Source organism: Polaribacter sp. (assembly GCF_039939415.1).
In the GTDB taxonomy this organism is placed as follows: domain Bacteria; phylum Bacteroidota; class Bacteroidia; order Flavobacteriales; family Flavobacteriaceae; genus Polaribacter.
Window position 1 is genome coordinate 33127 of record NZ_JBDVJE010000080.1, and the last position, 23740, is coordinate 56866.

General features: G+C 27.7%; 24 protein-coding genes and 1 tRNA gene. 18 read left to right on the plus strand and 7 right to left on the minus strand.

Annotated features, from left to right (window positions below; all coding sequences use genetic code 11):
* Window position 1: 1 nt before the first annotated feature.
* Window positions 2-2209 carry a S9 family peptidase gene (locus ABJG40_RS13200; protein WP_348025057.1) on the minus strand — a complete coding sequence of 736 codons (2208 nt, stop codon included), beginning with the start codon at window positions 2207-2209 and terminating at the stop codon, window positions 2-4.
* A 143-nt stretch (window positions 2210-2352) separates the two neighbouring features.
* Here ABJG40_RS13200 and ABJG40_RS13205 point away from each other — a divergent pair, with 143 nt between their 5' ends.
* The 4 genes from ABJG40_RS13205 to ABJG40_RS13220 are packed head-to-tail and all read left to right on the plus strand — an operon-like array spanning window position 2353 to window position 6800.
* Window positions 2353-4080 (plus strand): hydroxymethylglutaryl-CoA reductase, degradative, encoded by a 1728-nt coding sequence (locus ABJG40_RS13205; protein WP_348025058.1) that lies wholly within the window; start codon window positions 2353-2355, stop codon window positions 4078-4080.
* Entirely contained in the window at window positions 4080-5006 is a 927-nt protein-coding gene (locus ABJG40_RS13210) for a GYDIA family GHMP kinase (protein WP_348025059.1), read from the plus strand. The genes ABJG40_RS13205 and ABJG40_RS13210 overlap by 1 nt, the downstream gene beginning before the upstream one ends.
* Window positions 5003-6220, plus strand: a complete 1218-nt coding sequence (locus ABJG40_RS13215) for an NAD(P)/FAD-dependent oxidoreductase (RefSeq protein ID WP_348025060.1) — start codon at window positions 5003-5005, stop codon at window positions 6218-6220. The genes ABJG40_RS13210 and ABJG40_RS13215 overlap by 4 nt, the downstream gene beginning before the upstream one ends.
* Before the next feature lie 25 nt (window positions 6221-6245).
* Window positions 6246-6800 (plus strand): thioredoxin family protein, encoded by a 555-nt coding sequence (locus ABJG40_RS13220; RefSeq protein ID WP_348025061.1) that lies wholly within the window; start codon window positions 6246-6248, stop codon window positions 6798-6800.
* Window positions 6801-6865: 65 nt separating this feature from the next.
* On the opposite strand, the gene ABJG40_RS13225 is transcribed toward ABJG40_RS13220, so the two are convergent.
* The 5 genes from ABJG40_RS13225 to ABJG40_RS13245 all read right to left on the minus strand — a co-directional run bounded on the left by ABJG40_RS13225 (window position 6866) and on the right by ABJG40_RS13245 (window position 9350).
* Window positions 6866-7477, minus strand: coding sequence for a MarC family protein (locus ABJG40_RS13225; RefSeq protein ID WP_348025062.1), 612 nt, complete (start codon window positions 7475-7477; stop codon window positions 6866-6868).
* A gap of 1 nt (window position 7478) precedes the next feature.
* A complete protein-coding gene (locus tag ABJG40_RS13230) occupies window positions 7479-7988 on the minus strand; it encodes a DUF3124 domain-containing protein (RefSeq protein ID WP_348025063.1) in 510 nt (169 codons plus the stop codon).
* 78 nt (window positions 7989-8066) lie between these two features.
* Window positions 8067-8300: a hypothetical protein gene (locus ABJG40_RS13235; RefSeq protein ID WP_348025064.1), complete on the minus strand. Its 234-nt coding sequence runs from the start codon at window positions 8298-8300 to the stop codon at window positions 8067-8069.
* A 9-nt stretch (window positions 8301-8309) separates the two neighbouring features.
* A complete protein-coding gene (locus ABJG40_RS13240; protein WP_348025065.1) occupies window positions 8310-8915 on the minus strand; it encodes a thiamine diphosphokinase in 606 nt (201 codons plus the stop codon).
* A gap of 66 nt (window positions 8916-8981) precedes the next feature.
* Window positions 8982-9350, minus strand: a complete 369-nt coding sequence (locus ABJG40_RS13245) for a hypothetical protein (protein WP_348025066.1) — start codon at window positions 9348-9350, stop codon at window positions 8982-8984.
* Between the two features lie 203 nt (window positions 9351-9553).
* Here ABJG40_RS13245 and ABJG40_RS13250 point away from each other — a divergent pair, with 203 nt between their 5' ends.
* Genes ABJG40_RS13250 through ABJG40_RS13280 form a run of 7 tightly spaced genes read left to right on the plus strand, consistent with a single transcriptional unit; the run spans window position 9554 to window position 15658 of the window.
* Window positions 9554-10600 (plus strand): histidine kinase, encoded by a 1047-nt coding sequence (locus ABJG40_RS13250; protein WP_348025067.1) that lies wholly within the window; start codon window positions 9554-9556, stop codon window positions 10598-10600.
* A gap of 18 nt (window positions 10601-10618) precedes the next feature.
* Window positions 10619-11332 carry a LytTR family DNA-binding domain-containing protein gene (locus tag ABJG40_RS13255; protein WP_348025068.1) on the plus strand — a complete coding sequence of 238 codons (714 nt, stop codon included), beginning with the start codon at window positions 10619-10621 and terminating at the stop codon, window positions 11330-11332.
* Between the two features lie 36 nt (window positions 11333-11368).
* Window positions 11369-12448 (plus strand): diphosphomevalonate decarboxylase, encoded by a 1080-nt coding sequence (locus ABJG40_RS13260; protein WP_348025069.1) that lies wholly within the window; start codon window positions 11369-11371, stop codon window positions 12446-12448.
* A 28-nt stretch (window positions 12449-12476) separates the two neighbouring features.
* Complete coding sequence (locus ABJG40_RS13265; RefSeq protein ID WP_348025070.1) at window positions 12477-12872, plus strand: hypothetical protein; 396 nt, start codon at window positions 12477-12479, stop codon at window positions 12870-12872.
* A gap of 47 nt (window positions 12873-12919) precedes the next feature.
* Entirely contained in the window at window positions 12920-13846 is a 927-nt protein-coding gene (locus tag ABJG40_RS13270) for a mevalonate kinase (protein ID WP_348025071.1), read from the plus strand.
* Window positions 13847-13850: 4 nt separating this feature from the next.
* On the plus strand, window positions 13851-14768 hold the full coding sequence (locus ABJG40_RS13275) for a geranylgeranylglycerol-phosphate geranylgeranyltransferase (RefSeq protein WP_348025072.1): 918 nt from the start codon (window positions 13851-13853) through the stop codon (window positions 14766-14768).
* 35 nt (window positions 14769-14803) lie between these two features.
* Complete coding sequence (locus ABJG40_RS13280) at window positions 14804-15658, plus strand: pseudouridine synthase (protein WP_348025073.1); 855 nt, start codon at window positions 14804-14806, stop codon at window positions 15656-15658.
* A gap of 83 nt (window positions 15659-15741) precedes the next feature.
* Here ABJG40_RS13280 and ABJG40_RS13285 read toward each other — a convergent pair.
* Window positions 15742-15814: transfer RNA gene (locus ABJG40_RS13285), tRNA-Phe, on the minus strand.
* 99 nt (window positions 15815-15913) lie between these two features.
* Between ABJG40_RS13285 and ABJG40_RS13290 the strand changes: the two genes are divergently transcribed.
* From ABJG40_RS13290 to ABJG40_RS13320, 7 genes are all read left to right on the plus strand, one after another.
* The gene (locus ABJG40_RS13290; RefSeq protein ID WP_348025161.1) at window positions 15914-16642 is read left to right on the plus strand and encodes a type III pantothenate kinase; all 729 of its coding nucleotides are present in this window, start codon (window positions 15914-15916) and stop codon (window positions 16640-16642) included.
* Window positions 16639-17928 carry a hypothetical protein gene (locus ABJG40_RS13295; RefSeq protein WP_348025074.1) on the plus strand — a complete coding sequence of 430 codons (1290 nt, stop codon included), beginning with the start codon at window positions 16639-16641 and terminating at the stop codon, window positions 17926-17928. Before ABJG40_RS13290 ends, ABJG40_RS13295 begins: the two co-directional genes overlap by 4 nt.
* A gap of 15 nt (window positions 17929-17943) precedes the next feature.
* Window positions 17944-19263 (plus strand): hypothetical protein, encoded by a 1320-nt coding sequence (locus tag ABJG40_RS13300; protein ID WP_348025075.1) that lies wholly within the window; start codon window positions 17944-17946, stop codon window positions 19261-19263.
* 45 nt (window positions 19264-19308) lie between these two features.
* A complete protein-coding gene (gene lptC / locus ABJG40_RS13305; protein WP_348025076.1) occupies window positions 19309-19830 on the plus strand; it encodes an LPS export ABC transporter periplasmic protein LptC in 522 nt (173 codons plus the stop codon).
* A gap of 4 nt (window positions 19831-19834) precedes the next feature.
* A complete protein-coding gene (locus ABJG40_RS13310; protein WP_348025077.1) occupies window positions 19835-20035 on the plus strand; it encodes a hypothetical protein in 201 nt (66 codons plus the stop codon).
* 15 nt (window positions 20036-20050) lie between these two features.
* Entirely contained in the window at window positions 20051-21316 is a 1266-nt protein-coding gene (locus ABJG40_RS13315) for a hemolysin family protein (protein WP_348025078.1), read from the plus strand.
* A 122-nt stretch (window positions 21317-21438) separates the two neighbouring features.
* The gene (locus tag ABJG40_RS13320; RefSeq protein WP_348025079.1) at window positions 21439-23529 is read left to right on the plus strand and encodes a peptidylprolyl isomerase; all 2091 of its coding nucleotides are present in this window, start codon (window positions 21439-21441) and stop codon (window positions 23527-23529) included.
* Window positions 23530-23740: the final 211 nt, after the last annotated feature.

Consider the following 23740-nt stretch of genomic DNA (forward strand, 5'->3'; position numbering starts at 1 on the left):
TTTATGCTTTTATTTCTATTGATTTACCTGATTCTTTATTTAAATGTTCATCGATAAAATTTGTCATTTTTGTATACAAATTTAATCGTGTATTTTTTCCTTTATAAATTCCGTGAGTTCTATCTGGTACAATAAACATATCAAATTGCTTGTTGGCTTCAATTAAAGAATTTATCATTCTAAAACTATTTTGCACATGAACATTATCATCTCCAGTTCCATGAACTAACAAATATTTTCCTTTTAATTTTCCTGCATAATTTATGGGAGAGTTATCATCATAACCACTCGCATTTTCTTGAGGAGTTTGCATATAACGTTCTGTATAAACAGAATCGTAAAATCGCCAAGAAGTAACAGGTGCAACTGCAATTGCTGTTGTAAAGATATCATTTCCTTTTAACAAACAGTTTGTACTCATAAAACCACCATAAGACCAACCCCAAATTCCGATATTATTGTTATCGATATAAGGAAGCTTTGCTAGTTTTTTTGCCGTTGAAATTTGATCTTCAACTTCATATTTACCTAATTCTTTTTGAGTGATTTTTTTAAATTGTGCGCCTTTAAATCCAGTTCCACGTCCATCTACACAAACAACAATAATTCCTTTTTGTGCTAACATATTATGCCAGTAATCATTGGAACCATTCCATCTGTTTGCTACTTGTTGAGAACCAGGACCAGAATATTGAAACATTAATAATGGATATTTCTTGTTTTTCTCAAAATCTAGAGGTTTTACCATCCACATATTTAAGTCATTTCCATTAATATTAATGGTTGAAAATTCTTTCTTACTCATTTTGTATTCGGCTATTTCCTTTTTTAAACGAGCATTGTCTTTTATCACTTTTAATAATTTTCCTTTACTAGAAAAAAGTGAATATACTGGTGGAGTATCAGCTGATGAAAATGTATTAATAAAGTAGTTTAAGTTTTTACTGAAGGCAGCAGTATTTTGCCCATCATTATTACTTAATAGCTTTTTACTTTTTCCTTTTAAATCGATAGAATAAACACCTCTGTTAATAGATCCGTTTTCTACAGATTGATAATAAATGGTTTTCTTCTTTTCATTAAAGCCATAGTATTTAGTTACTTCCCAATTTCCTTTTGTAATTTGATTGATAAGTTTTCCATTAAAGTTATAATGATAAACATGATTGTAACCATCTTTTTCGCTTGTCCAAATAAAACTATTATCAGCTAAAAAAGTAAGATTGTCTGTAATGTCTATATATGCTTTGTCTGTTTCATTTAATAATAGGGTAGCACTACTTTTTAAAGCATTTACTTTGTGTAGGTTTAAATTATTTTGATGACGGTTTAAAGTAGTTGCAACTAAAACATCAGCATTATTAGACCATTTTATTCTAGGGATGTATTCATAATCACCTAAAGAAATTTTTGATGTTTTTTTAGAAGAAAGCGTAAACATATGTAAAGTTACATCTGCATTTTTCTCTCCTGCTTTTGGATATTTAAAAACTTGTTGATTAGGATACAATTCTTTACCAACAATATCCATAGAAAAAGTAGGAACTTCAGTTTCATCAAAACGTAAAAAAGCTAAATAAGTTCCTGTACTGTTCCATTCAAAAGCTCTTACAAAAGCAAATTCTTCTTCGTAAACCCAATCTGTAATACCGTTAATTATACTATTCTTTTTTCCATCACTTGTAACCTGTGTAATTTTATTTGACGCTACATTTTTTATGAAAATGTTATTGTCTTTAGCGTACGCTACATTTTTATTATCCGGAGAAAAAACAGGTTCTTGAATTTCTTTGCCAATTAAGGTTAGTTTTTTTGAAGCAATATCATAAGCATAATATGTACCTTTTTTTGAGTGACGAAATATCTGTTCGAAGTTAGTTCCAAGAATTAACTTGGTTTCATCATTATTAAAACTGTAAGAAGAAAAACTGCTTAAACCTTTTAAATTTCCACTATTTACAATTGTTTCTACTTTTTCTAGCGTTTTATAACTGTATTTGTCTACAGATACAGTTCTTGATTTTCTATCAAAATCTAAAACCGCATAAAAATCACCATTCATAGAATTTAAAGAGTTCATTCTTTCTGCAGAGAATGTTCCGTTCCAAATTTTTTCTAAGGTAATTTCTTTTGTATTTGAGTTTGTTTGTGCTTCTATTTTGCAATTGGTAAGAAGAATAATTGCTGCTAAAATATAAAAATGCTTCATTCAGACTTTGTATTTAATAAAACTTTGCCAAGTTTACGGAAAAATCAGCAAAAAAAACATTTTAAAAACAGAAATCTTGATTATATCTTAATGTTTTAACAGTTTCACTTATCTTTGTTCTTGACACTTTTATACCTAAATAAATGAGTAAACTTATTTCCGGTTTTTCTAAGTTAACTAAAGATGAAAAGATTACATGGTTAACAGAAAATTATTTTCATAATCAATCAGAAACGAAAGATATTATTAAGCAATATTGGAATAGCAATATTGATTTGCAACAATTGCATGATGATTTTATAGAAAATACAATTTCTAATTTTTACATGCCTTTTGGTATTGCACCAAACTTTGTAATTAATAATAGAACTTATGTTATTCCTATGGTTGTAGAAGAAAGTTCTGTAGTTGCTGCTGCCTCTTTGGTTGGTAAGTTTTGGAGTACAAGGGGTGGGTTTAAAACAAAAGTAATTTCTACAACTAAAATAGGGCAAGTCCATTTTATGTTTGCAGGAAATAAAAATGATTTAGAAACGTATTTTAATAAAAATAAAACAGAATTATTTGCAGCTACTGCTTCCATTACAAAAAATATGGAAAAACGTGGTGGTGGTATTTTAGATATACAATTAGTTGATAAAACCGATAAACTCGAAAATTATTATCAATTACATGCAACCTTTGAAACGAAAGATTCTATGGGAGCAAATTTTATAAATTCTTGCCTAGAAGCGATTGCAAAAAAGTTTGAAAAAGAAGATATAGAAATTGTAATGAGCATACTTTCTAACTATGTTCCAGAATGTGTAGTTAGAGCAGAAGTAAGTTGTAAGATTGAAGAATTAGGAGGAGAAAATCCACAGAAATTTGCAGAGAAATTTTATCAAGCCGTAAAAATTGCAGAGATAGAACCTTACAGAGCAGTAACTCATAATAAAGGAATTATGAATGGGGTTGATGCTGTTGTTTTGGCTACTGGTAACGATTTTAGAGCAGTAGAAGCTGGTGCACATGCATATGCATCTAAATCTGGGCAATACACTAGTTTGTCTCATTGTGATATTTCTAATGGTATTTTTAAATTTTGGATAGAAATACCTTTGGCTTTAGGTACAGTTGGAGGTTTAACTACTTTGCATCCAATGTCTAAATTATCTATAGAAATGTTGCAGAAACCAACAGCAAGAACGTTAATGCAAATTATGGCAGCTGCAGGTTTGGCTCAAAATTTTGCAGCCTTAAGAGCCTTAACAACAAAAGGAATTCAGCATGGACATATGAAAATGCATTTGCAAAATATCTTAAATCAATTTAATGCAAATGATAAAGAAAAAGAAATTGTTACAACACATTTTGATAATAGAACAGTAACACATTCTGCAGTTGTAGAAAAAATAGATTCTTTAAGAAACCCAAAAGTAAATTGGATTCAGTTTTTAGATAAAAATTTAGTGAGATCTAAATTATCGATGTTAAAAGCAAATGCAAAACCACTTTTTGGAAAAATGAATGGGCAACAAATGATTGAACATTTAAGTTTCTTATTACAAATTTCTAATGGTAAAGTTGATGCAGATTATTATGTTTCTGATGAAAAATCTGCAAGAAGAAAACCATTTTTAAATACAGATGGCGAATTACAAGTTGGTTTTAAAGCTTCTATGTTATCTGAAGAACCCAATGATTTAAAGTTTAATTCTGTTGGTGAAGCTATAAAAGACTTATTTAATCAGATAGACAATTTTAACTTGCATTTTAAAACAGCAAAAGCAGAGAATCATCCATTTTTTGGAGAATTGGATTATGAATATTGGCAAAAATTTCATGTAAAACATTTTACACATCACTTTAAACAATTTGGCTTAGTCTAATGAATTTTTATTCTAACGGAAAACTTTTATTAACTGGAGAGTATTTGGTTTTAGACGGAGCAAAATCTCTAGCAATTCCAACAAAATTTGGACAGGATTTAGTTGTGGAAAAAATAAAAGAACCTCAAATTGTTTGGGGAAGTTTTTCACATACAGGAGACTGTTGGTTTGAAGCTATTTTTGATTTAAAAAAACTGCGTTTAATAAATTGTACTTTTAATTCTAATAAGGAAGGAAATAGTGAAGTAATTGCAGAAACATTGTTAGAAATTTTAAAAGAAGCAAAAAAATTAAATCCAATTTTTTTAGTATCAGACACCGGATTTGTAGTAAAAACAAACCTTACTTTTCCAAGAAATTGGGGATTAGGAAGTTCATCAACCTTAATAAATTCGATAGCAAGTTGGGCTAAAGTAGATGCTTTTAAATTACTGTGGAATTCTTTTAAAGGAAGTGGTTATGATATTGCTTGTGCACAAAACGATGTATCTATTTTTTATAAAATAGAAAACAAAGAACCTAGAATTGAGCAAGTAGAATTCAATCCGAGTTTTAAAGAGAATTTGTTTTTTGTGTATTTAAATCAGAAGCAAGATTCTAAAGACGGAATTGCTAAGTTTAGAGAGAGTGGAGAAGATTATCAGAAAGAAATAAAAAGGATTTCAGAAATTTCTGGTGAATTTTTAACTTCAAAATCGCTAAAAGAATTTGAAAATTTAATTATTGAACATGAACAAATAATCAGTTCAATCATCAAATTGAAACCAGTCAAAGAAAGATTATTTTCAGATTATTCTGGAGAAATTAAAAGTTTAGGAGCTTGGGGTGGAGATTTTGTTTTGGTTACAGGGAATAAAGAAACCCCTGCTTATTTTAAAAATAAAGGATTTGAAACAATTCTTACATATTCAGATATGATTTTATGAGTAAAATAATAATAATTGGAGGAGGAGCAGCAGGATATTTTACAGCCATAAACGCGAAAGAAAATAATCCTGAATTAGATATTACTATTCTTGAAAAAGGAAAAGATGTTTTACAGAAAGTAAAAATTTCTGGTGGTGGAAGATGTAATGTTACTCATGCATGTTTTATTCCTAAAGATTTAACAGAATTCTATCCAAGAGGGAAAAAAGAATTGTTAGGCCCTTTTCATCAATTTATGACTGGTGATACTTTTGAGTGGTTTGAAGAAAGAGGAGTCCCATTAAAAATTGAAGATGATAATCGTGTTTTTCCAGAAGCAAATACAAGTCAAGCCATTATAGATTGTTTTCAAAATGCTGTTGATAACTTGAAGATTAAAGTGTTAACAAACTGTGGTGTAAATAAGGTTTATCAACAAGATAATAAATGGATTGTCAACACCAAAGAACAAAAATTTGAAACTGATAAAGTTGTAATTGCAGCAGGAAGTTCTAAAAAGATTTGGGAATTATGTAAAACTTTAGATCATGCAATTGTAGAGCCTGTTCCATCTTTATTTACATTTAATATTAAAGATAAAAGATTGGTAGATTTATTAGGTACATCAGTTCCAAATGCGACTGTAATTATTTCTGGAACAAAATTAGAAGCTTCAGGACCTTTATTAATAACACATTGGGGAATGAGTGGGCCAGCAGTTTTAAAATTATCTGCTTTTGGAGCAAGAATTTTAGCCGATAAAAATTATCAATACAATGTTGAGGTAAATTGGTTGTCTAGACCAACGGATAAGGTTTTAAATGTTTTATTGAATTTAAAAAAGAAAGAACCTAGAAAAACGGTTGTTTTAAAATCTCCTTTTTCTGAAATTTCTAAAAGATTGTGGGAACGTTTTGTATTAGCTGCTGATATTAGAATCAATCAAAATTGGGCGGATTTAAATAATAAGCAATTAGATAATTTAGCAAATCAGTTAACTAAAGGTGTTTTTAATGCAAATGGTAGAACCACTTTTAAAGATGAGTTTGTAACTGCAGGCGGAATTGATTTAAAAGAAATTAATTTTAAGCGTTTTGAAAGTAAAAAACATAAAAACTTATTTTTTGTTGGTGAAGTTTTAAATATAGACGCAGTAACTGGAGGTTTTAATTTTCAGAATGCATGGACAAGTGGTTTTATCTGTGCGAAAGCAATTTCAGAAACTACCGACTAAAAATTAAAATTGATAAAATAAAAAAATGGCAAGAACAGAATCAAACGAATTTAAAAATGGAACAAAAGCACCAGATTTTAAATTACTAAATACAGTAGATGATTCTTTGGTTTCTTTACAAGAAGCAAAAGGAAAAAAAGGAACTGTTATTATGTTTATTTGTAATCATTGTCCGTTTGTAATTCACGTGAATGAAGAGTTGGTAAAAATGGCGAATGAATATCAACAAAAAGGAATTCATTTTATTGCAATCAGTTCTAATGATATTGAAAATTACCCCCAAGATTCACCGGAATTAATGAAGGAATTAGCTAAAAAAGAAAATTATCCTTTTTCTTATTTGTATGATGAAACTCAAGATGTAGCAAAAGCTTATGATGCAGCTTGTACACCAGATTTTTATGTTTTTGATGCTGATTTAAAAGCGGTTTATCACGGACAATTAGACGATTCTAGACCCGGAAATGGAAAGCCAGTTACAGGGGTAGATTTAAGAAATTCTATGAATAATTTATTAGAAAATAAACCAGTTTTACAAAACCAAAAACCTAGTATGGGTTGTGGTATAAAATGGAAATAAGTTTTGTTTAGCTATAAATATTTTGATAAAAATTGGGGTCGAATTTTAATAAATAGAAAACAAATTTACATGTTTTTAAAATAATTACTTATTCCGCTTAAAATACTTTGTACTGCATAAGAAGCTAAAATAAGTCCCATAATTTTACTGATTACTGTAATTCCGTAATTACCTATTTTCTTTTGAAAATGATTTGCTCCTAATAGAATTAAACAAGTAAGTCCTATAACGAATACAACAATTCCTGTAGTTATAATTTGTTGTTGAATTGTGTATATATGGTTGTCTGTCATTAAAACAACTGCCATAATTGCTCCAGGTGATGCTATTGATGGAATTGCAATAGGAAATATTGTAACGTGTTTATAGTCTGTAATTCTGTTTTTTTCTAATTCTGGTTTGCCATCTCCAAATATCATTGTTAATGCAAATAAGAATAGAATAACACCTCCTGAAATTTGAAAAGCATCAAGAGAAACAGACATACCTTCTAATATTAATTGTCCAATTACAATAAAGAAAAGAAGAATTAGAAAAGCTATTAAAGATGCTCTTATAGCAATTTTCTTTTTATGAATTAAATCAAATTCTTTAGTAGCTTCTAAATAAACAGGTATAGATCCAATAGGATCAATAACAGCGAAAACAAAAAATATTGTTGTTAAAACTTCTGTCATTTTATTTAATTTGTATAGCTTGAGTTGTAAAAGATAAACCTTGTTGCCCCATGGTTGATGTCATAATTCCTTCAAATAAAGGTTTCGAACAATTTTTTGGCATTTTCCATTCAAAAATAAAATTAGAACCAGTTCCTCCAGAAACATCATTTTCGTCTATAATTATTTCTGTAGTTTCCATGGGAGCTAAAAAAATAGGATGATCAAAATATTTTTGAACCGATTTACCATGAGTGTCAAAATATTCTGCTCTTATAAGGTAAATTGTATCTAAATCACTTGTGTTTCTCATACTTACCATCGATGTTAGACTATGAGTTCTATGTTCTGTATAACTATATATTTCTGAATAAATAGATAAATATGATTTTCCGTATTCTAGTGAATCTTTATGATGTATGTTTATAGCTCTTTTCGACCAATTTTTAGGATTGATTGAGCTAATTTCTGTTTTTTTATTACAACTACAAAAGAGAATTACTATTAATATGTATAAATATGTTGATTTCATTTAGTATAATTTTTCTTAAGATGAGATAGCTTAAAATTAATATATAATTGTTAATTTTCTTAGTTTGTTTAAAGTAATTTATCCAATTTCTCCACGATGAGGTTTTAAAGCATCTCTGTAGGTTTTCATATCTTTTTCATCAACAGTTATAAATGCAGAAAAAAGCATTTCGTTTTTTTCTTGAATACCAATTTCATGAAAAGGTAAATTTTCAATTACTGCAAATTCTTTTAAATGAATGGTATGATGTTTTGCTGTTTCTTGGGCATCTGGACCTCTAAAATTCCACAATAATTTTATTTTTCTAGACATTTTTTGTTTTTAATGATGAATAAAGATAAACAATTCACCGGTTTTAAATGTGATTTCTATTGTGTTTTCAATTCCTTTATTTCTGGTTCCTATTCTGTTTCCAATCGATAAATTTTCATCATTTAAAGAATATTGTAGTCCTTTTGTCCTGATGTTTTTTGCTTCGGGAAAAGGAACTAAAGAAATTGTTTTATCAACAGAATTTAAGATTTCAGTTTTTTTATCAGCTAAAAAATAGCAACTATGATTATCAAAAAAAGTAAGACTTAATTTTTCTTTCCACAGAATAGCGGTGTGTAAATTTCCTAAAAAATGATCTTGTTCTTTTCCACTTGCTCCAAATACATCAACTGTTTTAAAACCTTTTTCAAATAAGATGTGAAGTATTTTATCAAAATCAGTAAAATTTTGATTCGGAGTATGAATCACTTCAATATCTTTTGGTAGGTTTTCTATAGAATCAAAATCACCACTAATAAAATTGGGTTTAATCTTATTTTTTTCTAAAAAATGATAAGCGCCATCGGTAGCGCAAATAATTTCATAATCAGAAATATTAGTAATGTTTTTTGGAGGTTCTCCGTTTAAAAGTAAAAAGACTGTTCCTTTATTCATAAAACAAAAATACCCATTTCTTTATTAATGAAATAGGTATTTTAATATGACTAATTAATTTAATTTTTATTTCTTTTTTAACGTTAAACCTATCATTCCTAATCGAGCAATCAAAAAGGTGATTATACCAAAAGTTGGGGATAATAAACCAATTTTCAGTCCTTTTGCTAAAATCCCAGAAGATATAGATGTATCAACAGAAATTACATCAAGAGCTTGAATCATTCCAATCATAAAACCTAAAAAACCGAAAATTAAAGCAAATAAACTAACATGACTTATTAGTTTTTGTTTCTTTCCATCAACGTCTCCCTTTATAAATGAATAAGTTATTAAACTTAAACAAGCAAGTAAACAAATTAAAATTGTATACATAAATAAAGGACCACCTTCAGCCATTCTTTGAGTAAAAAACCCGGAAAATAAAAAATTCATAATATTTTTGTTTTAAAGTTAATATAATTCAAATGTATTTTTATTCATCATTAGTTATTTTATTTTACGACAGTATTAGAATTAATAAAGCGAATCAACCTTTTTTGTAAGACATTTAACAAACCTGTTATCTGTCTTGAAATTCTTGAATTCTATCGTAAAAGTAATGTGCTTTCTGTTAAAATTTAGATATTGCATAGATTATGAAGAAATTTTTAATTTTTAAACATGGACTTCAAATTTTTATACATCTCTTATTTTGGGTTGGTGTATACTTTTTTTACATTTATTTTTTAGGTTACGGGAGTGTAAATACAACTTATGTAAATAAATTTTCGATATTTTTAATGCCTATTACAATTATAGTTAGCTATTTTTTTTATTATTATTTAATTCCAGATTATTTATTACAAAAAAAACAAAACCTATTTATATTATATAGCGTCTATACATTTATTGTGTCTTTCTTTTTTATAGTATTCTCTATTTTATCTGGATTAGTTTTTTCGGACGCATTGATTACAGCAAATTATAAGCCAATTACTAAAGGTTTTATATTTATAATTTTAGGTGTTTATTTTATGATTTTTGTTGCAATTACAATTTGTTTAATGATGCATAATTTTAAAACAACCATTAAAAATGAAGATTTAAAAAACAAATTTTTAGAAACCAAATTACAATTAAAAGAGCAAGAATTAAAGTTTTTAAAGATGCAAATTCACCCACATTTTTTATTTAATTCTTTAAATACAATTTATGGTTTTGCAATCGCTAAAGCGGATGAAGCGCCAGAAATGATTTTAAAATTATCTAATTTATTAGATTATATTTTATATCAAGTAGAAAAACCAAAAGTACTTTTAACAGAAGAGATAAATCATTTAGAAGATTATATTTCTTTAGAAAAAATGCGTTTTCATGATACTTTAAATGTCAGTTTTCAAAAAGAAAAATTGAATGACTCTCTTCAAATTCCGCCAATGTTATTAATTCCTTTTGTTGAAAATAGTTTTAAGCATGGTGTAATTATTGACGGAGTTTTAAAGGTTGATATTCAGTTAAAAATAGATGATAAATGTTTGTTTTTTGAAATTCAAAATTCATCCAAAGGAAAAGAAGAAACGAATACTGGAATTGGACTTCATAATATTAGAAAACGTTTAGAAATGTTATATCCAGAGAAACATCAATTAGAAATAATTGAAAAAAATGATACTTTTAAAGTACATTTAAAAATTGATTTTTAATTTTTATTAATAATAAAAATGGATACTATTAATTGTGTTATTGTTGATGATGAGCCAGTAGCTAGAAGTATTTTAGAGTCTTTTGTAGCTAAAATTCCGAATTTAAATTTGGTAAAAAGTTGTAAAAATGCCATGGAAGCTTTCGAAATATCAAATTCTCAAAATATAGATTTATTCTTTTTAGATATTAATATGCCAGACATTTCTGGTTTATCTTTAGCTAAAACAATAAACAAGAAATCTAAAATTATTTTTACAACTGCTTATAGAGAATATGCTGTAGATGGTTTCGATTTACAAGTGGTAGATTATTTGTTAAAACCCATTGCTTTTGATCGTTTTTTACAAGCTGTAAATAAGTTTTTTGAAACGAAAGTAGAAATAAATACTTCACCTAAAATAGAAGAAAATACTGTAAAATCGAATTATATTTTTGTGCGTTCAGAACGTAAAATGGTAAAGGTTAATTTTGATGAAATTTTGTATGTAGAAAGCTTATCAGATTATATCAAAATTTATACAAAAGAGATTGTTTTAGTAATTAGAGAAACAATTTCTAATTTAGAAGTGAAATTGCCATCTCAACAATTTTTAAGAATTCATAGATCATATATTGTTAATTTGAATAAGGTAGATTCTTATACAAACGAATTTGTAGAAATTAATAAAAAAGCAATTCCTATTAGTAGAACGTATAAAGAAAATGTACTAAAAAAGTTAACCAATATTTAAATGAAATAGTTTTATCTTTGATGCAAATTTTATACTTTGAATACATCACAATTTATTGCAAAATCGGTAGAAAAATCAATAGAAAAAGTAACTTTTACATGGCAAACACCAAGTAATATTGCTTTGGTAAAATATTGGGGAAAAAGTAATCCTCAAATTCCTAAAAATGCTTCTATAAGTTTTACGTTAAACAATTGTCATACAATTACTACTATAGATTTTGTGAAAAAAGAAAAATCTGAAACTGTAGATTTTGATTTGTTTTTTGAAGGAAAACAAAAAGATGAATTCAAACCTAAAATTGCAGAATTCTTTAAAAGAGTAGAAAATTATTGTCCTTATATTTTTGAATATAAGATGATTATTAATTCAGAAAACTCGTTTCCTCATTCTAGCGGAATTGCTTCTTCTGCAAGTGGATTAAGTGCGATTGCAAGATGTTTAATGAGTTTAGAATCTGAATTAAATCCAGATTTATCAGAAGAAAATATCAATAAAAAAGCATCTTTTCTAGCACGTTTAGGTTCTGGTAGCGCAAGTAGAAGTGTAGAAGGTCCTTTGGTTGTTTGGGGAAATCACCCAGAAATTGAAGGAAGTTCAGATTTATTTGGAGTAAAATTTCCATATAAAGTTCATCCGGTTTTTAAGAATTATCAAGATGCAATTTTATTGGTTGATAAAGGAGAAAAACAAGTTTCTAGTACTATTGGGCATAATTTAATGCACAATCATCCGTATGCAGAAAGTCGTTTTAAACAAGCTAATGAAAACTTGGGTAAAATGTCTGAAATTTTACAAAATGGAGATTTAAAAGCATTTGTTAATTTGGTAGAAAGTGAAGCGTTAACATTGCATGCAATGATGATGACGAGCAATCCGTATTTTATTTTGATGAAACCAAATACGTTAGAAATTATCAATAAGATTTGGGAATATCGTGAAGAAAATAACAGTAATATTTGCTTTACGTTAGATGCAGGTGCAAATGTTCATGTTTTATATCCTGAGAATGAAAAAGAAAAAGTAAATCAGTTTATAGAAAATGAACTTTCTGAATACTGTCAGAAAAATCAGTATATTTGTGATAATGTGGGTTTTGGAGCTAAAAAGCTGTAAGATTTTTTCGTGTAAATATAGTTTTAAAATGAAAGTTTTTATAAAGTTTATAGCAATAGTAATTTTCCTTTTTTCAATAAAAGTTTCTGCACAGACAACAATTTGGTTAGATGCTAATTTAAAAGAAATAAATCAAGCTAAATCTGTATATTACAAGGTGGTTTCAGAAAATAAAAAATCAGTTACTTATTTTTATAAAAGTGGTAACGTTTTTAGAAAGTATAAATATAGAAATAGAAAACCAATTGGTGTTTTTTCTGAATTTTATGAAACAGGAGAATTAAAAATTTCTGGTAAATATGAAGGTGGTTTGGAAGAAGGAATTTGGAAAATGTATTATAAAAACGGGAAAATTAAGGAAAAAGGAGCTTATAAAAAAGGAGAAAAAGTAGGGATCTGGAAGTCGTTTTACAAGAACTTTTAATTCTTATTTTTAAATGTTGTATTTTTGCATAACTATTTAAAAGAAAAATGAAAGGACCATTATTTTATGCTAAAATTCTTCTTTTTGGAGAATATGGAATCATCAAAGATTCTAAAGGTTTAGCAATTCCGTTTAACGCCTACAGAGGCGCTTTAAAAACTTCATCAAATTTATCTGGAACCCCAAAAGTTTCTAATAAAAATCTACAAAATTTTTATAAGCATATTGCATCTTTAAAAACCAATTTGGTGTCTTTTAATTTAAGTGATTTAAAAAAAGATATTGATAACGGAATGTATTTTGATTCTTCAATTCCTCAAGGTTATGGAGTAGGAAGTTCTGGTGCATTAGTTGCATCTATTTATGATAAATATGCTAACGAAAAAATAACTGTTTTAGAAAATTTAACCAGAGAAAAACTATTAAAATTAAAAGAAGTTTTTTCTTTAATGGAGTCTTTTTTTCATGGTAAAAGTTCTGGTTTAGATCCTTTAAATAGTTATTTAAGTTTACCAATTTTAATCAATTCTAAAGATAATGTTGAGCCTGCAGGTATACCTTCTCAAAAAGAAGGAAAAGGAGCAGTTTTCTTATTAGATTCTGAGCAAATAGGAGAAACTGAGCCAATGGTAAATATCTTTATGAACAAGATGAAGAATGAAGGTTTTAGAAAAATGATTAGCGAAGAGTTTGCAACAACAACAGATGCTTGTATAGAAGATTTTTTAGGAGGAAATGTTAAGTCTTTGTTTGGTAATGTTAAATCATTATCTAAGATTGTTTTAAAGAATTTTAAACCTATGATTCCAGATGCTTTTCATAAAGTTTGGGAAAATGGAATTAAAACAAACGATTATTACCTAAAACTGTGTGGTTCAGGAGGTGGTGGTTATATTTTAGGTTTTACTGAAGACTATAAAAAAGCTCAAAAAAGTCTAGAAAATTATAAGTTAGAATTGGTTTATAGATTCTAAGTTTATGCTTAGTTTTAAATTAAAAAGAACTATTTTTAAATTTTTTAGCTTACTTTCTGTAATTAGAGGGTATAATATTCTTGTATTGGTTTTGGCTCAATATTTAGCTGCCATTTTTATTTTTTCTCCAAAAAAATATGTTAGAAGTATTGTACTTGATGTAGATCTATTTTACATTGTTTTAGCAAGTATATGTGTTGTGGCTTCTGGTTATATTATCAATAATTTTTACGATGTTAAAGTAGATAGAATTAACAGACCGTTAAAATCTAATTTAGATAATTATGTAAAGCAGTCTACAAAGTTAAAACTATATTTTACTTTAAATTTTATAGGATTTGGTTTCGGATATTTAATCTCCTGGAAAGCTGCTTTGTTTTTTGCTCTTTATATTTTTGGTATTTGGTTTTATTCTCATAAGCTTAAAAAATATCCGTTTACAGGTTTAATTTCTGCTACAACACTAACAATTCTTCCTTTTTTCGCCGTTTTTATTTATTATAAAAATTTTTCAAAAATTATTTTTGTGCATGCAATATTTTTATTCTTAGTAATTATGGTAAGAGAATTGTTAAAAGATTTGCAAAATATGAAAGGTGCAATAATTAATAATTATGATACTTTTCCAATAGTTTATGGAGAAATAAAAACAAAAAAAATATCTATTTTACTATTACTATTAACGTTGTTTCCAATAGTAATTTTGTTTAGTTATCCAGCTTTAAGTTATATGAGGTACTACTTTTATTTTGCGCTTATTGTTTTAATTTTTATTGGTTTTTATTTGTGGAATTCTACAAATACAAAACAATATAGGATGATGCATAATGTTTTGAAAATCTTACTTTTAATAGGCGTTTTTTCGTTAATTTTTATAGATACATCTTTGATTGTAGAAAAAGTGATTGACAGATTGAATTAAGATTTTTATGCTTATTTTTGCAAAAATTTTAAGTAATGAATTCAAATAAAAACTCGTCGAGAGGACGACAAGAAGGTAAAAAAAGTACTCCTCTTAGCAGAAAAAGAAAACCTTTAGAAAGAAAAAGTACTAAAAAAACTTTTACCAAGATTAAATCCAATCAAAAATCTGATGAATCATCAGGAATACGTCTAAACAAATACATTGCAAATTCAGGAGTATGTTCTCGTAGAGAAGCAGATACTTATATTGAGCATGGAAGTGTAGAGGTAAATGGTAAATTAGTAACTGAAATGGGTTACAAAGTTCAGCCAGACGATGTTGTTCGTTTTGATGGAACATCAATTTCTCCAGAACAAAAAAGATATATTCTGCTAAATAAGCCTAAAAACTATATCACAACAATGGATGATGATAGAGGTAGAAAAACAGTAATGGAGTTGATTGCAAATGCATCAAAAGAAAGAATTTATCCAGTTGGTAGATTAGATAGAAATACAACAGGTTTATTGTTATTTACAAATGATGGAGATTTGGCTAAGAAATTAACACATCCAAAACATAATGTACGTAAATTATATCATGCTTCTTTAGATAGAAAGCTTGAATTGAGAGATTTAGAGAAGTTAAGAGGAGAGGTTATTATTGAAGGAAGAAAAGTTTTTATTGATGCGGTTTCTTATGTAGATGGTCAGCCAAAATCTGAAATTGGTATCGAAATTCATTCAGGTAGAAATAGAATTGTTCGTAAGATTTTTGAACATGTTGGTTATAAAGTAAATAAATTAGATAGAGTTATTTTTGCAGAATTAACTAAGAAAAATTTACCAAGAGGTAGATGGAGAGAGTTAACTAATTTAGAATTAGCAAATCTTCAAAAAATGCAATAAATAAAAATCCAGCTTTAAGCTGGATTTTTATTTATATTAGTTTTAAAAAACAAAAAACCCAAACAAAAGTTTGGGTTTTTAAGTGGTACCTCCAGGAATCGAACCAGGGACACAAGGATTTTCAGTCCTTTGCTCTACCAACTGAGCTAAGGTACCATTGCCTTAGCGGATGCAAATATAATATGTTTTTTGATATCTACTAATTAAAATTTAAAAAAATGTGTCGTATTTTTGAAATTCTTTAAATTAATTATGATGAATCTAATTATAGATGTTGGTAATACTAGGGTTAAGGTAGCTGTTTTTGAGAAAGATACAATTGTAGAGGTCGTTTTTTTTGATAAAACAAAAATCTTATCAGAAATTAAAAAAATTTTAAAAAAATATAAAGTTGCTATCGGAATTATGTCTAACGTGGCATCAATTTCAAATTTTAAGATGGAAAAGTTACAGAAATTAATGCATATTAAAGTTGTTTCATCTCTTACAAAGGTTCCTTTTAAAAATTTATATAAAACTCCAAAAACACTTGGTGTAGATAGAATAGCTTTAGTTGCAGGTGCAGTTAGTTTATTTAAGAATAAAAATGTTTTAGTAATTGATGCAGGAACTTGTATAACTTTTGATTTTGTAAATTCTAAAAAACAATATTTGGGAGGAGCTATTTCTCCAGGTATAAATATGAGATTTAAATCATTGCATAGTTTTACCGCAAATTTACCTTTTTTAGAAAAAAAAGAAATAAATAATTTTATTGGGGGTAATACAAATGAGAGTATAAATTCTGGGATTGTAAATGGTGTTCTTCAAGAAATTGATGGCGTAATAAATCAATATAAAAAGAAATATTCAGATTTAACAGTAGTTTTAACAGGAGGAGACACAAATTTCTTGTCAAAACAATTAAAAAGTAGCATATTTGCCAATCAAAATTTTCTCCTTCAAGGATTAAATGAAATATTGATATTTAACATAGACCAATGATTAGAAACATATTATTAGTTTTTTTACTAATAACTTCTATAGCTGTTTCAGCTCAAAGAACAAATTCATCACCTTATTCATTTTTTGGTGCTGGAGAAGAATTTAAACCTTTTACAGTTGAACAAAGTTCAATGGGAGGAATAGGAGTTGCTTTTAGCCACTACAAATACTTAAACTTTACAAATCCTGCAGCTTATGGAAATTTAAAGTACACAACATACTCTTTTGGGATGTTAAATAATAGGTTAACAATAGATAATGGAACAGATAAACAATCATCTAACTCAACAAGTTTAAGTTATTTTACTTTAGGAATTCCTTTAGGATCAAAAGCTGGTATGTCTGTAGGTATACAACCAGTATCTTCTGTAGGTTACTCTTTGTCTGATACAATGTTAGATTCTGATGGAGAGATTTCTGAAATAAGCCTTTATTCTGGTGAAGGTGGTGTAAGTAGAGTTTATGGTAGTTTTGGAATAAAAGTATTTAAAGATTTTTCAATTGGTATAGAGGCTGGTTACAGTTTTGGTAATGTAGAAAATAGTATTTCGAATCAAATAGCAAATGTGTCTTTATCTACACAGTATAAAGAAGTTACTTTGGTAAAAGGAAGTTCTGTAACCATAGGTACTCAATATAAAAAAGAATTAAAAAACAAGTTAATAGTAAGTGGTGGAGCAACAGTTAAATTAGGTAATGATTTAAAGGTTACTGGAGATGATTACTTGTATTCATTAACTTTTAGTTCTTCTGGGACTGAGTTTCCTAGAGATACAATTTCTCAAAATACAATTTCAGGAAACTATAACTTTCCATTAAAGACTACAATTGGTGCAGGTTTAGGTAAATATGATAAATGGTATGTAGGTTTAGAATATGAAAAGCAAGAAGCCATTGAAGTATCTGGGTTTTTAAATACTTCTAATGCAGCTTATAAGTATGGCGATTCTAATAGATTTTCTTTAGGAGGATATTTTCTTCCTAAAATTAATTCAATATCAAGTTATTGGGAAAGAGTAACTTATAGAGCTGGGTTGCGTTTTGAAAAAACAGGGCTATTAGTAGATGGCTCAGGATTAAATACAAATTTTACTCCAATAGACGACTTTGGCATGTCTTTTGGTTTAGGATTACCAATGAAACAACTATCATCATTAAACTTAGGGTTTGAATTTGGTAAAAGAGGAACAACTAACAATAGCTTAATACAAGAAAATTATTTTAATTTTAGATTAAGCTTATCTTTAACGGATGTGAATTGGTTTCAAAAAAGAAAAATAGATTAACAAAAAACTAACAAAATGAAGAAAATTACGTTTTTATTAGCTGCAGTTTTATTAATTACTACAGTAAAAACAAATGCTCAGGAAGATGCAAAAAGAGAATGTACCATTAAATACAACCTGTTTAATGGAGATTATCAATCTAAAAAATATGATGATGCTTTTGCTAATTGGATGTATTTAATGGATAATTGTAAAGATTTATCTGTAAATATTTACAAAAAAGGAGCTAAACTTGCTCAAGATGTTAGAAAAGATCCTGTTTTAGCAAAAAGAGTTTATGAGCAAAGGCTACAATTTTTTCCAAAAAAGAATACAGCAAAAGTTCATAGTGATTATGCAACCTATTTATCTAAAAATAAATTAGCTTCTGCAGATGAAATCTTTACTATTTTAGAAAAAGGATATAATATTGACCCAACTAAGATGGGTGTTAAGAATTTGTATTTATATTTTCAAGGTGTAACAGATAGAAATAAAGACACAAACCCTCAAAAAGTATTTGATACTTACGATGATGTATTAGAAAATGTAAATAAAAAATTAGAAGGATATGCAGTACAACTTAAAAAGTTATCTGTAGATTCTGTAGCAAATAAAAAGAAAATACATGCTTATTCTACAAACTCTAGAGCATTAGGTACAGTAGAAAGTGGCTTAGATGCTATTATTTCTGAAATAGCTACTTGTGAGCGTTTAGTGCCATTATATAAAAGAGATTTTGAAGCTAACAAAACAAATGCTGTTTGGTTAAGAAGATCAGTATCTAGAATGTTTAACAAAGGTTGTCAAGATGACCCAATGTATGAAACATTAGCAAAAGCGTATGCAGAAGCAGCACCTTCTCCAGATTCAAAATCATTTTATGCTGGTATTTTAGAAAAAAATGGAGATGCAAGTGGAGCAGCTGCAATGAGACAAGAAGCTTTTGATTTAGAAACAGACCCTTTAAAGAAAGCAAAATATAAATTAAAATTTGCTCAAGCAGCTAAGAAAAGAGGTCAAAAAAGTAAAGCAAGAAGTTTAGCTAGAGAAGCAATTAGTTATAACCCTAATTCTGGTAAGGCATATTTATTTATTGCAAACTTATATGCAAGTAGTGCAAACTCTTGTGGTAATAACGAATTCGAAAAAAGAATGGTGTATGTAGCTGCGTTAAAAATGGCACAAAGAGCAGCGTCTGTAGATCCTAGTATTTCTGGTGTAGCCGGAAGATATATTAGAAGCTATAAAGGTAACGTACCAAGTAAAAAAGTAATTTTTACAGCAGGTGTTAGCCCTGGAAGTAATTACTTAATTAAATGTTGGATTGGTGAAACTGCAAAAGTTCCTAATTAATATTTAGTGAGTACTTTAAAAAAAATATTGCAAAAAAGCATTGCTGTGTTAAGTATCACAGTAATGCTTTTTTCTTGTTCTAATAATACGCAAGAAGTTAGAGATTTTTTAGCGTCTAAAAATTTACCAATAGGTAAAGCTAAAAATGCCTTTCATGTATATAAAGATTCTGGTAGAATTACTTCAAAATTAATTACACCCCTGTTATTAGATTTTAGTAATAGAAAACAACACCCTTATAACAAGTTTCCTAAAGGAGTAAAAATTATAAATTTTGAAGGGAAAGATTCTGTTACAATTACAGGAGATTTTGCTCTTTCTTATTCTAAAACATTAGTTTCAGAAATTAAAGGAAATGTAGTTGTTCTTAATCATACAGAACAATCTAGGTTAGAAACAGAACAATTATTTTGGGATCAAAAAACAAAGTATTTTTTCTCAGAAAAAGCATTTACGTTAAGTACTTTAAAAGATACTATTTATGGTATCGGTTTTGAATCTAAAGAAGATTTAAGCAAACACTTAGCCAAAAAAACAACAGGAAAATTAGAAACAATAGAACAATAATAAAATGAATAAACTTTGGAAATTTTTACAATATGGTTATCTAATTATTGCTGCTATTTGTTTAGTTGAAGGAATTGTTAGATGGAGTGCAGAAAGAGAAAAAGCATATTTATTTCTTGGAGCCTCAATTTTTATTACCTTAGTTTTTTTCTTTAAAAGACATTTTAGAAAAAAAGTAGAAAAACGTAATAACCAAAACAAATAGAATCTAATTTTCTAAATGGAAATAGAAGTTGTAATTATTCTTATCTCAATTCTCCTTTCCGCATTTTTTTCGGGAATGGAAATTGCATTTGTTTCTGCAAATAAACTTCATATAGAATTAGAAAAAAAGAGAGAAGGTTTTATTCCAAAAATTCTAAATAGAATAACCCAAAAATCATCAAAATTTATTACTACAATGTTAGTGGGTAATAATATTTCTTTAGTAGTTTATAGTTACTATATGGGAAGTTTTTTGGTTACAATACTACCTTTAGAAAGATATAACGATTTTTCTGTTCTTTTCATACAAACCATAATATCTACTATAATTATTTTAATTACTGCAGAGTTTTTACCTAAAGCTATTTTTAGAATCTATGCAAATGAAGTTTTAAAAATATTTGCTTTACCAGCTTATTTTTTCTATTTATTGTTTCATGTTTTTTCAGAATTTATAACCTATATTTCAGATTTCTTTTTACGTGTTTTTTTTAAAACCAATGCAGATGAAGAACAAACAGAATTTAGTAAAGAAGAATTAGGTAATTACATTTCTGAACAATTAGAAACAGGTAATGATCATGATGAAGTAGATTCTGAAATTCAAATTTTTCAAAACGCTTTAGATTTTCATAATGTAAAAGCTAGAGAAGTTATGGTGCCTAGAACCGAAATTGTAGCAGTAGAACTTCATGAAAAAGTAGCCAATTTAAAAAACATTTTTATAGATACAGGTTTATCTAAAGTATTAGTATATAAAACATCTTTAGATGATGTAATTGGATATGTAAATGCTTTTGAACTTTTTAAAAAACCCAAAACTATTAAGTCTATTTTATTACCTGTAGAAATTGTTCCTGAATCTATGATGATAAATGACGTCTTAAATAGTTTAATGAAAAAACGAAAAAGTGTTGCTGTTGTAGTTGATGAATATGGAGGAACATCTGGTATGATTACTGTAGAAGATATTGTAGAAGAATTATTTGGTGAAATTGAAGATGAGCATGATACTCAAGAATTTTTAGAGCATAAAATATCTGAAAATGAATTTAATTTTTCTGCAAGATTAGAGGTAGATTATTTAAATGAAGAATATGAACTTGAGATACCAAAATCTGAAGCCTATGAAACTTTAGGAGGTTTTATTATTGAATATACAGAGAATATTCCTGAAGAAAACGAAGTTGTAGATGTTAAAGGTTTTGAAATAAGAATCTTAAAAATGAGTAGTACAAGAATTGAAGAAGTTCATCTAAAAATTAAGGAAGAAGAAGATTAACAGAAAACTATTCATTTTTAGCTATTAAAATACATCTTAACTTACCGTTAATAAGTAAAAAATCGGTTGCAATATTAAAACCCAAATCGTATATTCGCCAACTGAAATTAAATAAATGACGTATGGCAGTTTTATCAAAAATTAGAGAACGTTCAATGTTCTTAATCATTATAATTGGTTTAGCACTTTTTGCTTTTGTATTAGACCCTTCTACTTTAGGAGACTTTTTTAATTCTACAAAAGTAAATGAGATAGGAGAAATTAATGGAGAATCTATTTCTAGACAAGAATTTTCTGCAGAATTAGAAGCATATAAACAACAAACAGGTAATAGAGTTTCTGAAATGCAAGCAAGTAAAACTGTTTGGGATAACATTGTAAGAAAAAAAATCTATCAAAACCAATTATCAGAAGCAGGAATTACTGTTGGTGAAACAGATGTTTGGAACGAAGTTATAAACGCTCCTTCTGTAAAAGAAAGCCCTCAGTTTCAAAATGAAGCAGGTTTATTTGATGAAGGAAAATTTAAACAATTTTTAGCAGACACTAAAGAAAATGATGAAGGTATGTGGGCTGCTTGGTCTAATTATATGAATCAAATTAGAGATAATGTAGAGAAAAATACTTATAATAATTTAGTTTCTGCTGGTCTTGGTTCTTCTTTAAAAGAAGGAGAATTTCAATATTTTTCTGAAAACACAAAATTAAACTCTCAATTCGTGTACATACCTTACACTACTATTGCAGATAGTTTAATAACAGTATCTAAATCTGAAATAGAATCTTATATTAAAGCAAATAAAAATGATTTTAAAGTAGAAGATTCTAGAGATATTTCTTTTGTAAAGTTTGATATTACTCCAACTACAGAAGATGAAAATAACATTAAAGAAGAACTTAAAAGTTATGTAGAAGATTTAAAATTAGCTACAAATGATGTTGAGTTTTTAAGTGAGAATGACTCTGATACAAGTATTAATACAAACTTTGTTTTCGAAAATCAAGTGAGTAAAACAATAGCTTCAGATGTTTTTAAAGGAGTAAAAGGAGATGTTTTTGGTCCTTATAAAGACCAAGGTTTTTTTAAGATTTCTAAAATAACAGAAGTTTCTAAATTACCAGATTCTGCAAAAGCAAGCCATATTTTAATTCCTTTTATAGGAGCTCAAAGAGTTGCACAAGATGTTACAAGAACAGAAGAAGAAGCTAAAAAATTAGCAGATAGTCTTTTATCTGTTATTAAGAGAAGAAAAAATAAATTTGCAGATTTAGCAAAAGAATTTTCTTCAGATACAGGTTCAGCAGATAAAGGAGGTTTTTATGATTGGTTTAATTATTCTAGAATGACTCCAGAATTTAGAGATTTTGTTTTCGAAGGAAAACAAGGAGATGTTGATGTAGTAAAAACTCCATTTGGTTACCATGTAATTAAAATTGACGGTCAAAAAAATAACCAAACTGTTGTAAAACTAACAACTTTTGGAAGAAAGATTATAGCTTCAGAAACTACAGAAAATGCTGTTTTTCAAAAAGCAGAACAGTTTGCTTTAGCTATATCTAAAGAAAACAAGTTTTTTGCAATTGCAAAAGAAAACAAGTATGTTACAAGACCAGCAATAGGTTTAAAAGTATTAGATGAAAATGTACCAGGTTTAGGTAATCAAAGACAAATTGTTTCTTGGGCATTTAGTAAAAGTACTAAGCCAGGAGATTTTAAACGTTTTGATTTAGAAGGAAGCCATGTTGTAGCTTTTGTAACTGCTAAAGCAGAAAAAGGACTAATGTCTGCTACTAAAGCAACTAGTAAGGTAAAACCTATTTTAATTAAGCAAAAGAAGGCTAAATTAATTGCAGAGAAACTTAATGGAAGTACTTTACAAGATATTGCCAAAGAGAATAACACAACAGTAAGAAATTCTAGCAATTTAACTTTAAAAAGCCCAACTTTGTCAGGCGCAGGTTCTGAACCTAAGGTTGTAGGTGCAATGTTTTATGCAGAATTAAATAAACTTTACAAAAACATAGATGGTAATAGAGGTGTGTATGCTTTTAAAGTAACAAAGAAAGAGTTACCAACAGCTTTACCTAATTATGAAGCTGCAAGAAATAAAATTTCTGATGCTAGAAAAAGAAAAACATTTGTAATGTATGAGGCAATTAAGAAAGCTTCTAAAGTTGAAGATTACAGATCTAACTTATACGTAGGAAACTAGATTAAGTTTTTAGGAAATATAAAAACCATTCAAGTAATTGAATGGTTTTTTTTTGCTTTGGTTTAAGGTTTTGAAATAGTGATTTTATGACTTATTTAGCTTTTAAATAGGTTTAGTAGCCCTGATTGAATGTTATGTTTACCCCCTTTTTGTACTGAACTAAATTAACTACCTATTAGAATAATGAAATTATATTTTTAAAAAGAGGCAG

Coding starts and splice junctions, on each gene's coding strand:
- ABJG40_RS13200 (WP_348025057.1), bottom strand. CDS start 2,209: ATGAAGCATTTTTATATTTTAGCAGCAATTATTCTTCTTACCAATTGC.
- ABJG40_RS13205 (WP_348025058.1), top strand. CDS start 2,353: ATGAGTAAACTTATTTCCGGTTTTTCTAAGTTAACTAAAGATGAAAAG.
- ABJG40_RS13210 (WP_348025059.1), top strand. CDS start 4,080: ATGAATTTTTATTCTAACGGAAAACTTTTATTAACTGGAGAGTATTTG.
- ABJG40_RS13215 (WP_348025060.1), top strand. CDS start 5,003: ATGAGTAAAATAATAATAATTGGAGGAGGAGCAGCAGGATATTTTACA.
- ABJG40_RS13220 (WP_348025061.1), top strand. CDS start 6,246: ATGGCAAGAACAGAATCAAACGAATTTAAAAATGGAACAAAAGCACCA.
- ABJG40_RS13225 (WP_348025062.1), bottom strand. CDS start 7,477: ATGACAGAAGTTTTAACAACAATATTTTTTGTTTTCGCTGTTATTGAT.
- ABJG40_RS13230 (WP_348025063.1), bottom strand. CDS start 7,988: ATGAAATCAACATATTTATACATATTAATAGTAATTCTCTTTTGTAGT.
- ABJG40_RS13235 (WP_348025064.1), bottom strand. CDS start 8,300: ATGTCTAGAAAAATAAAATTATTGTGGAATTTTAGAGGTCCAGATGCC.
- ABJG40_RS13240 (WP_348025065.1), bottom strand. CDS start 8,915: ATGAATAAAGGAACAGTCTTTTTACTTTTAAACGGAGAACCTCCAAAA.
- ABJG40_RS13245 (WP_348025066.1), bottom strand. CDS start 9,350: ATGAATTTTTTATTTTCCGGGTTTTTTACTCAAAGAATGGCTGAAGGT.
- ABJG40_RS13250 (WP_348025067.1), top strand. CDS start 9,554: ATGAAGAAATTTTTAATTTTTAAACATGGACTTCAAATTTTTATACAT.
- ABJG40_RS13255 (WP_348025068.1), top strand. CDS start 10,619: ATGGATACTATTAATTGTGTTATTGTTGATGATGAGCCAGTAGCTAGA.
- ABJG40_RS13265 (WP_348025070.1), top strand. CDS start 12,477: ATGAAAGTTTTTATAAAGTTTATAGCAATAGTAATTTTCCTTTTTTCA.
- ABJG40_RS13270 (WP_348025071.1), top strand. CDS start 12,920: ATGAAAGGACCATTATTTTATGCTAAAATTCTTCTTTTTGGAGAATAT.
- ABJG40_RS13275 (WP_348025072.1), top strand. CDS start 13,851: ATGCTTAGTTTTAAATTAAAAAGAACTATTTTTAAATTTTTTAGCTTA.
- ABJG40_RS13280 (WP_348025073.1), top strand. CDS start 14,804: ATGAATTCAAATAAAAACTCGTCGAGAGGACGACAAGAAGGTAAAAAA.
- ABJG40_RS13290 (WP_348025161.1), top strand. CDS start 15,914: ATGAATCTAATTATAGATGTTGGTAATACTAGGGTTAAGGTAGCTGTT.
- ABJG40_RS13295 (WP_348025074.1), top strand. CDS start 16,639: ATGATTAGAAACATATTATTAGTTTTTTTACTAATAACTTCTATAGCT.
- ABJG40_RS13300 (WP_348025075.1), top strand. CDS start 17,944: ATGAAGAAAATTACGTTTTTATTAGCTGCAGTTTTATTAATTACTACA.
- ABJG40_RS13310 (WP_348025077.1), top strand. CDS start 19,835: ATGAATAAACTTTGGAAATTTTTACAATATGGTTATCTAATTATTGCT.
- ABJG40_RS13315 (WP_348025078.1), top strand. CDS start 20,051: ATGGAAATAGAAGTTGTAATTATTCTTATCTCAATTCTCCTTTCCGCA.
- ABJG40_RS13320 (WP_348025079.1), top strand. CDS start 21,439: ATGGCAGTTTTATCAAAAATTAGAGAACGTTCAATGTTCTTAATCATT.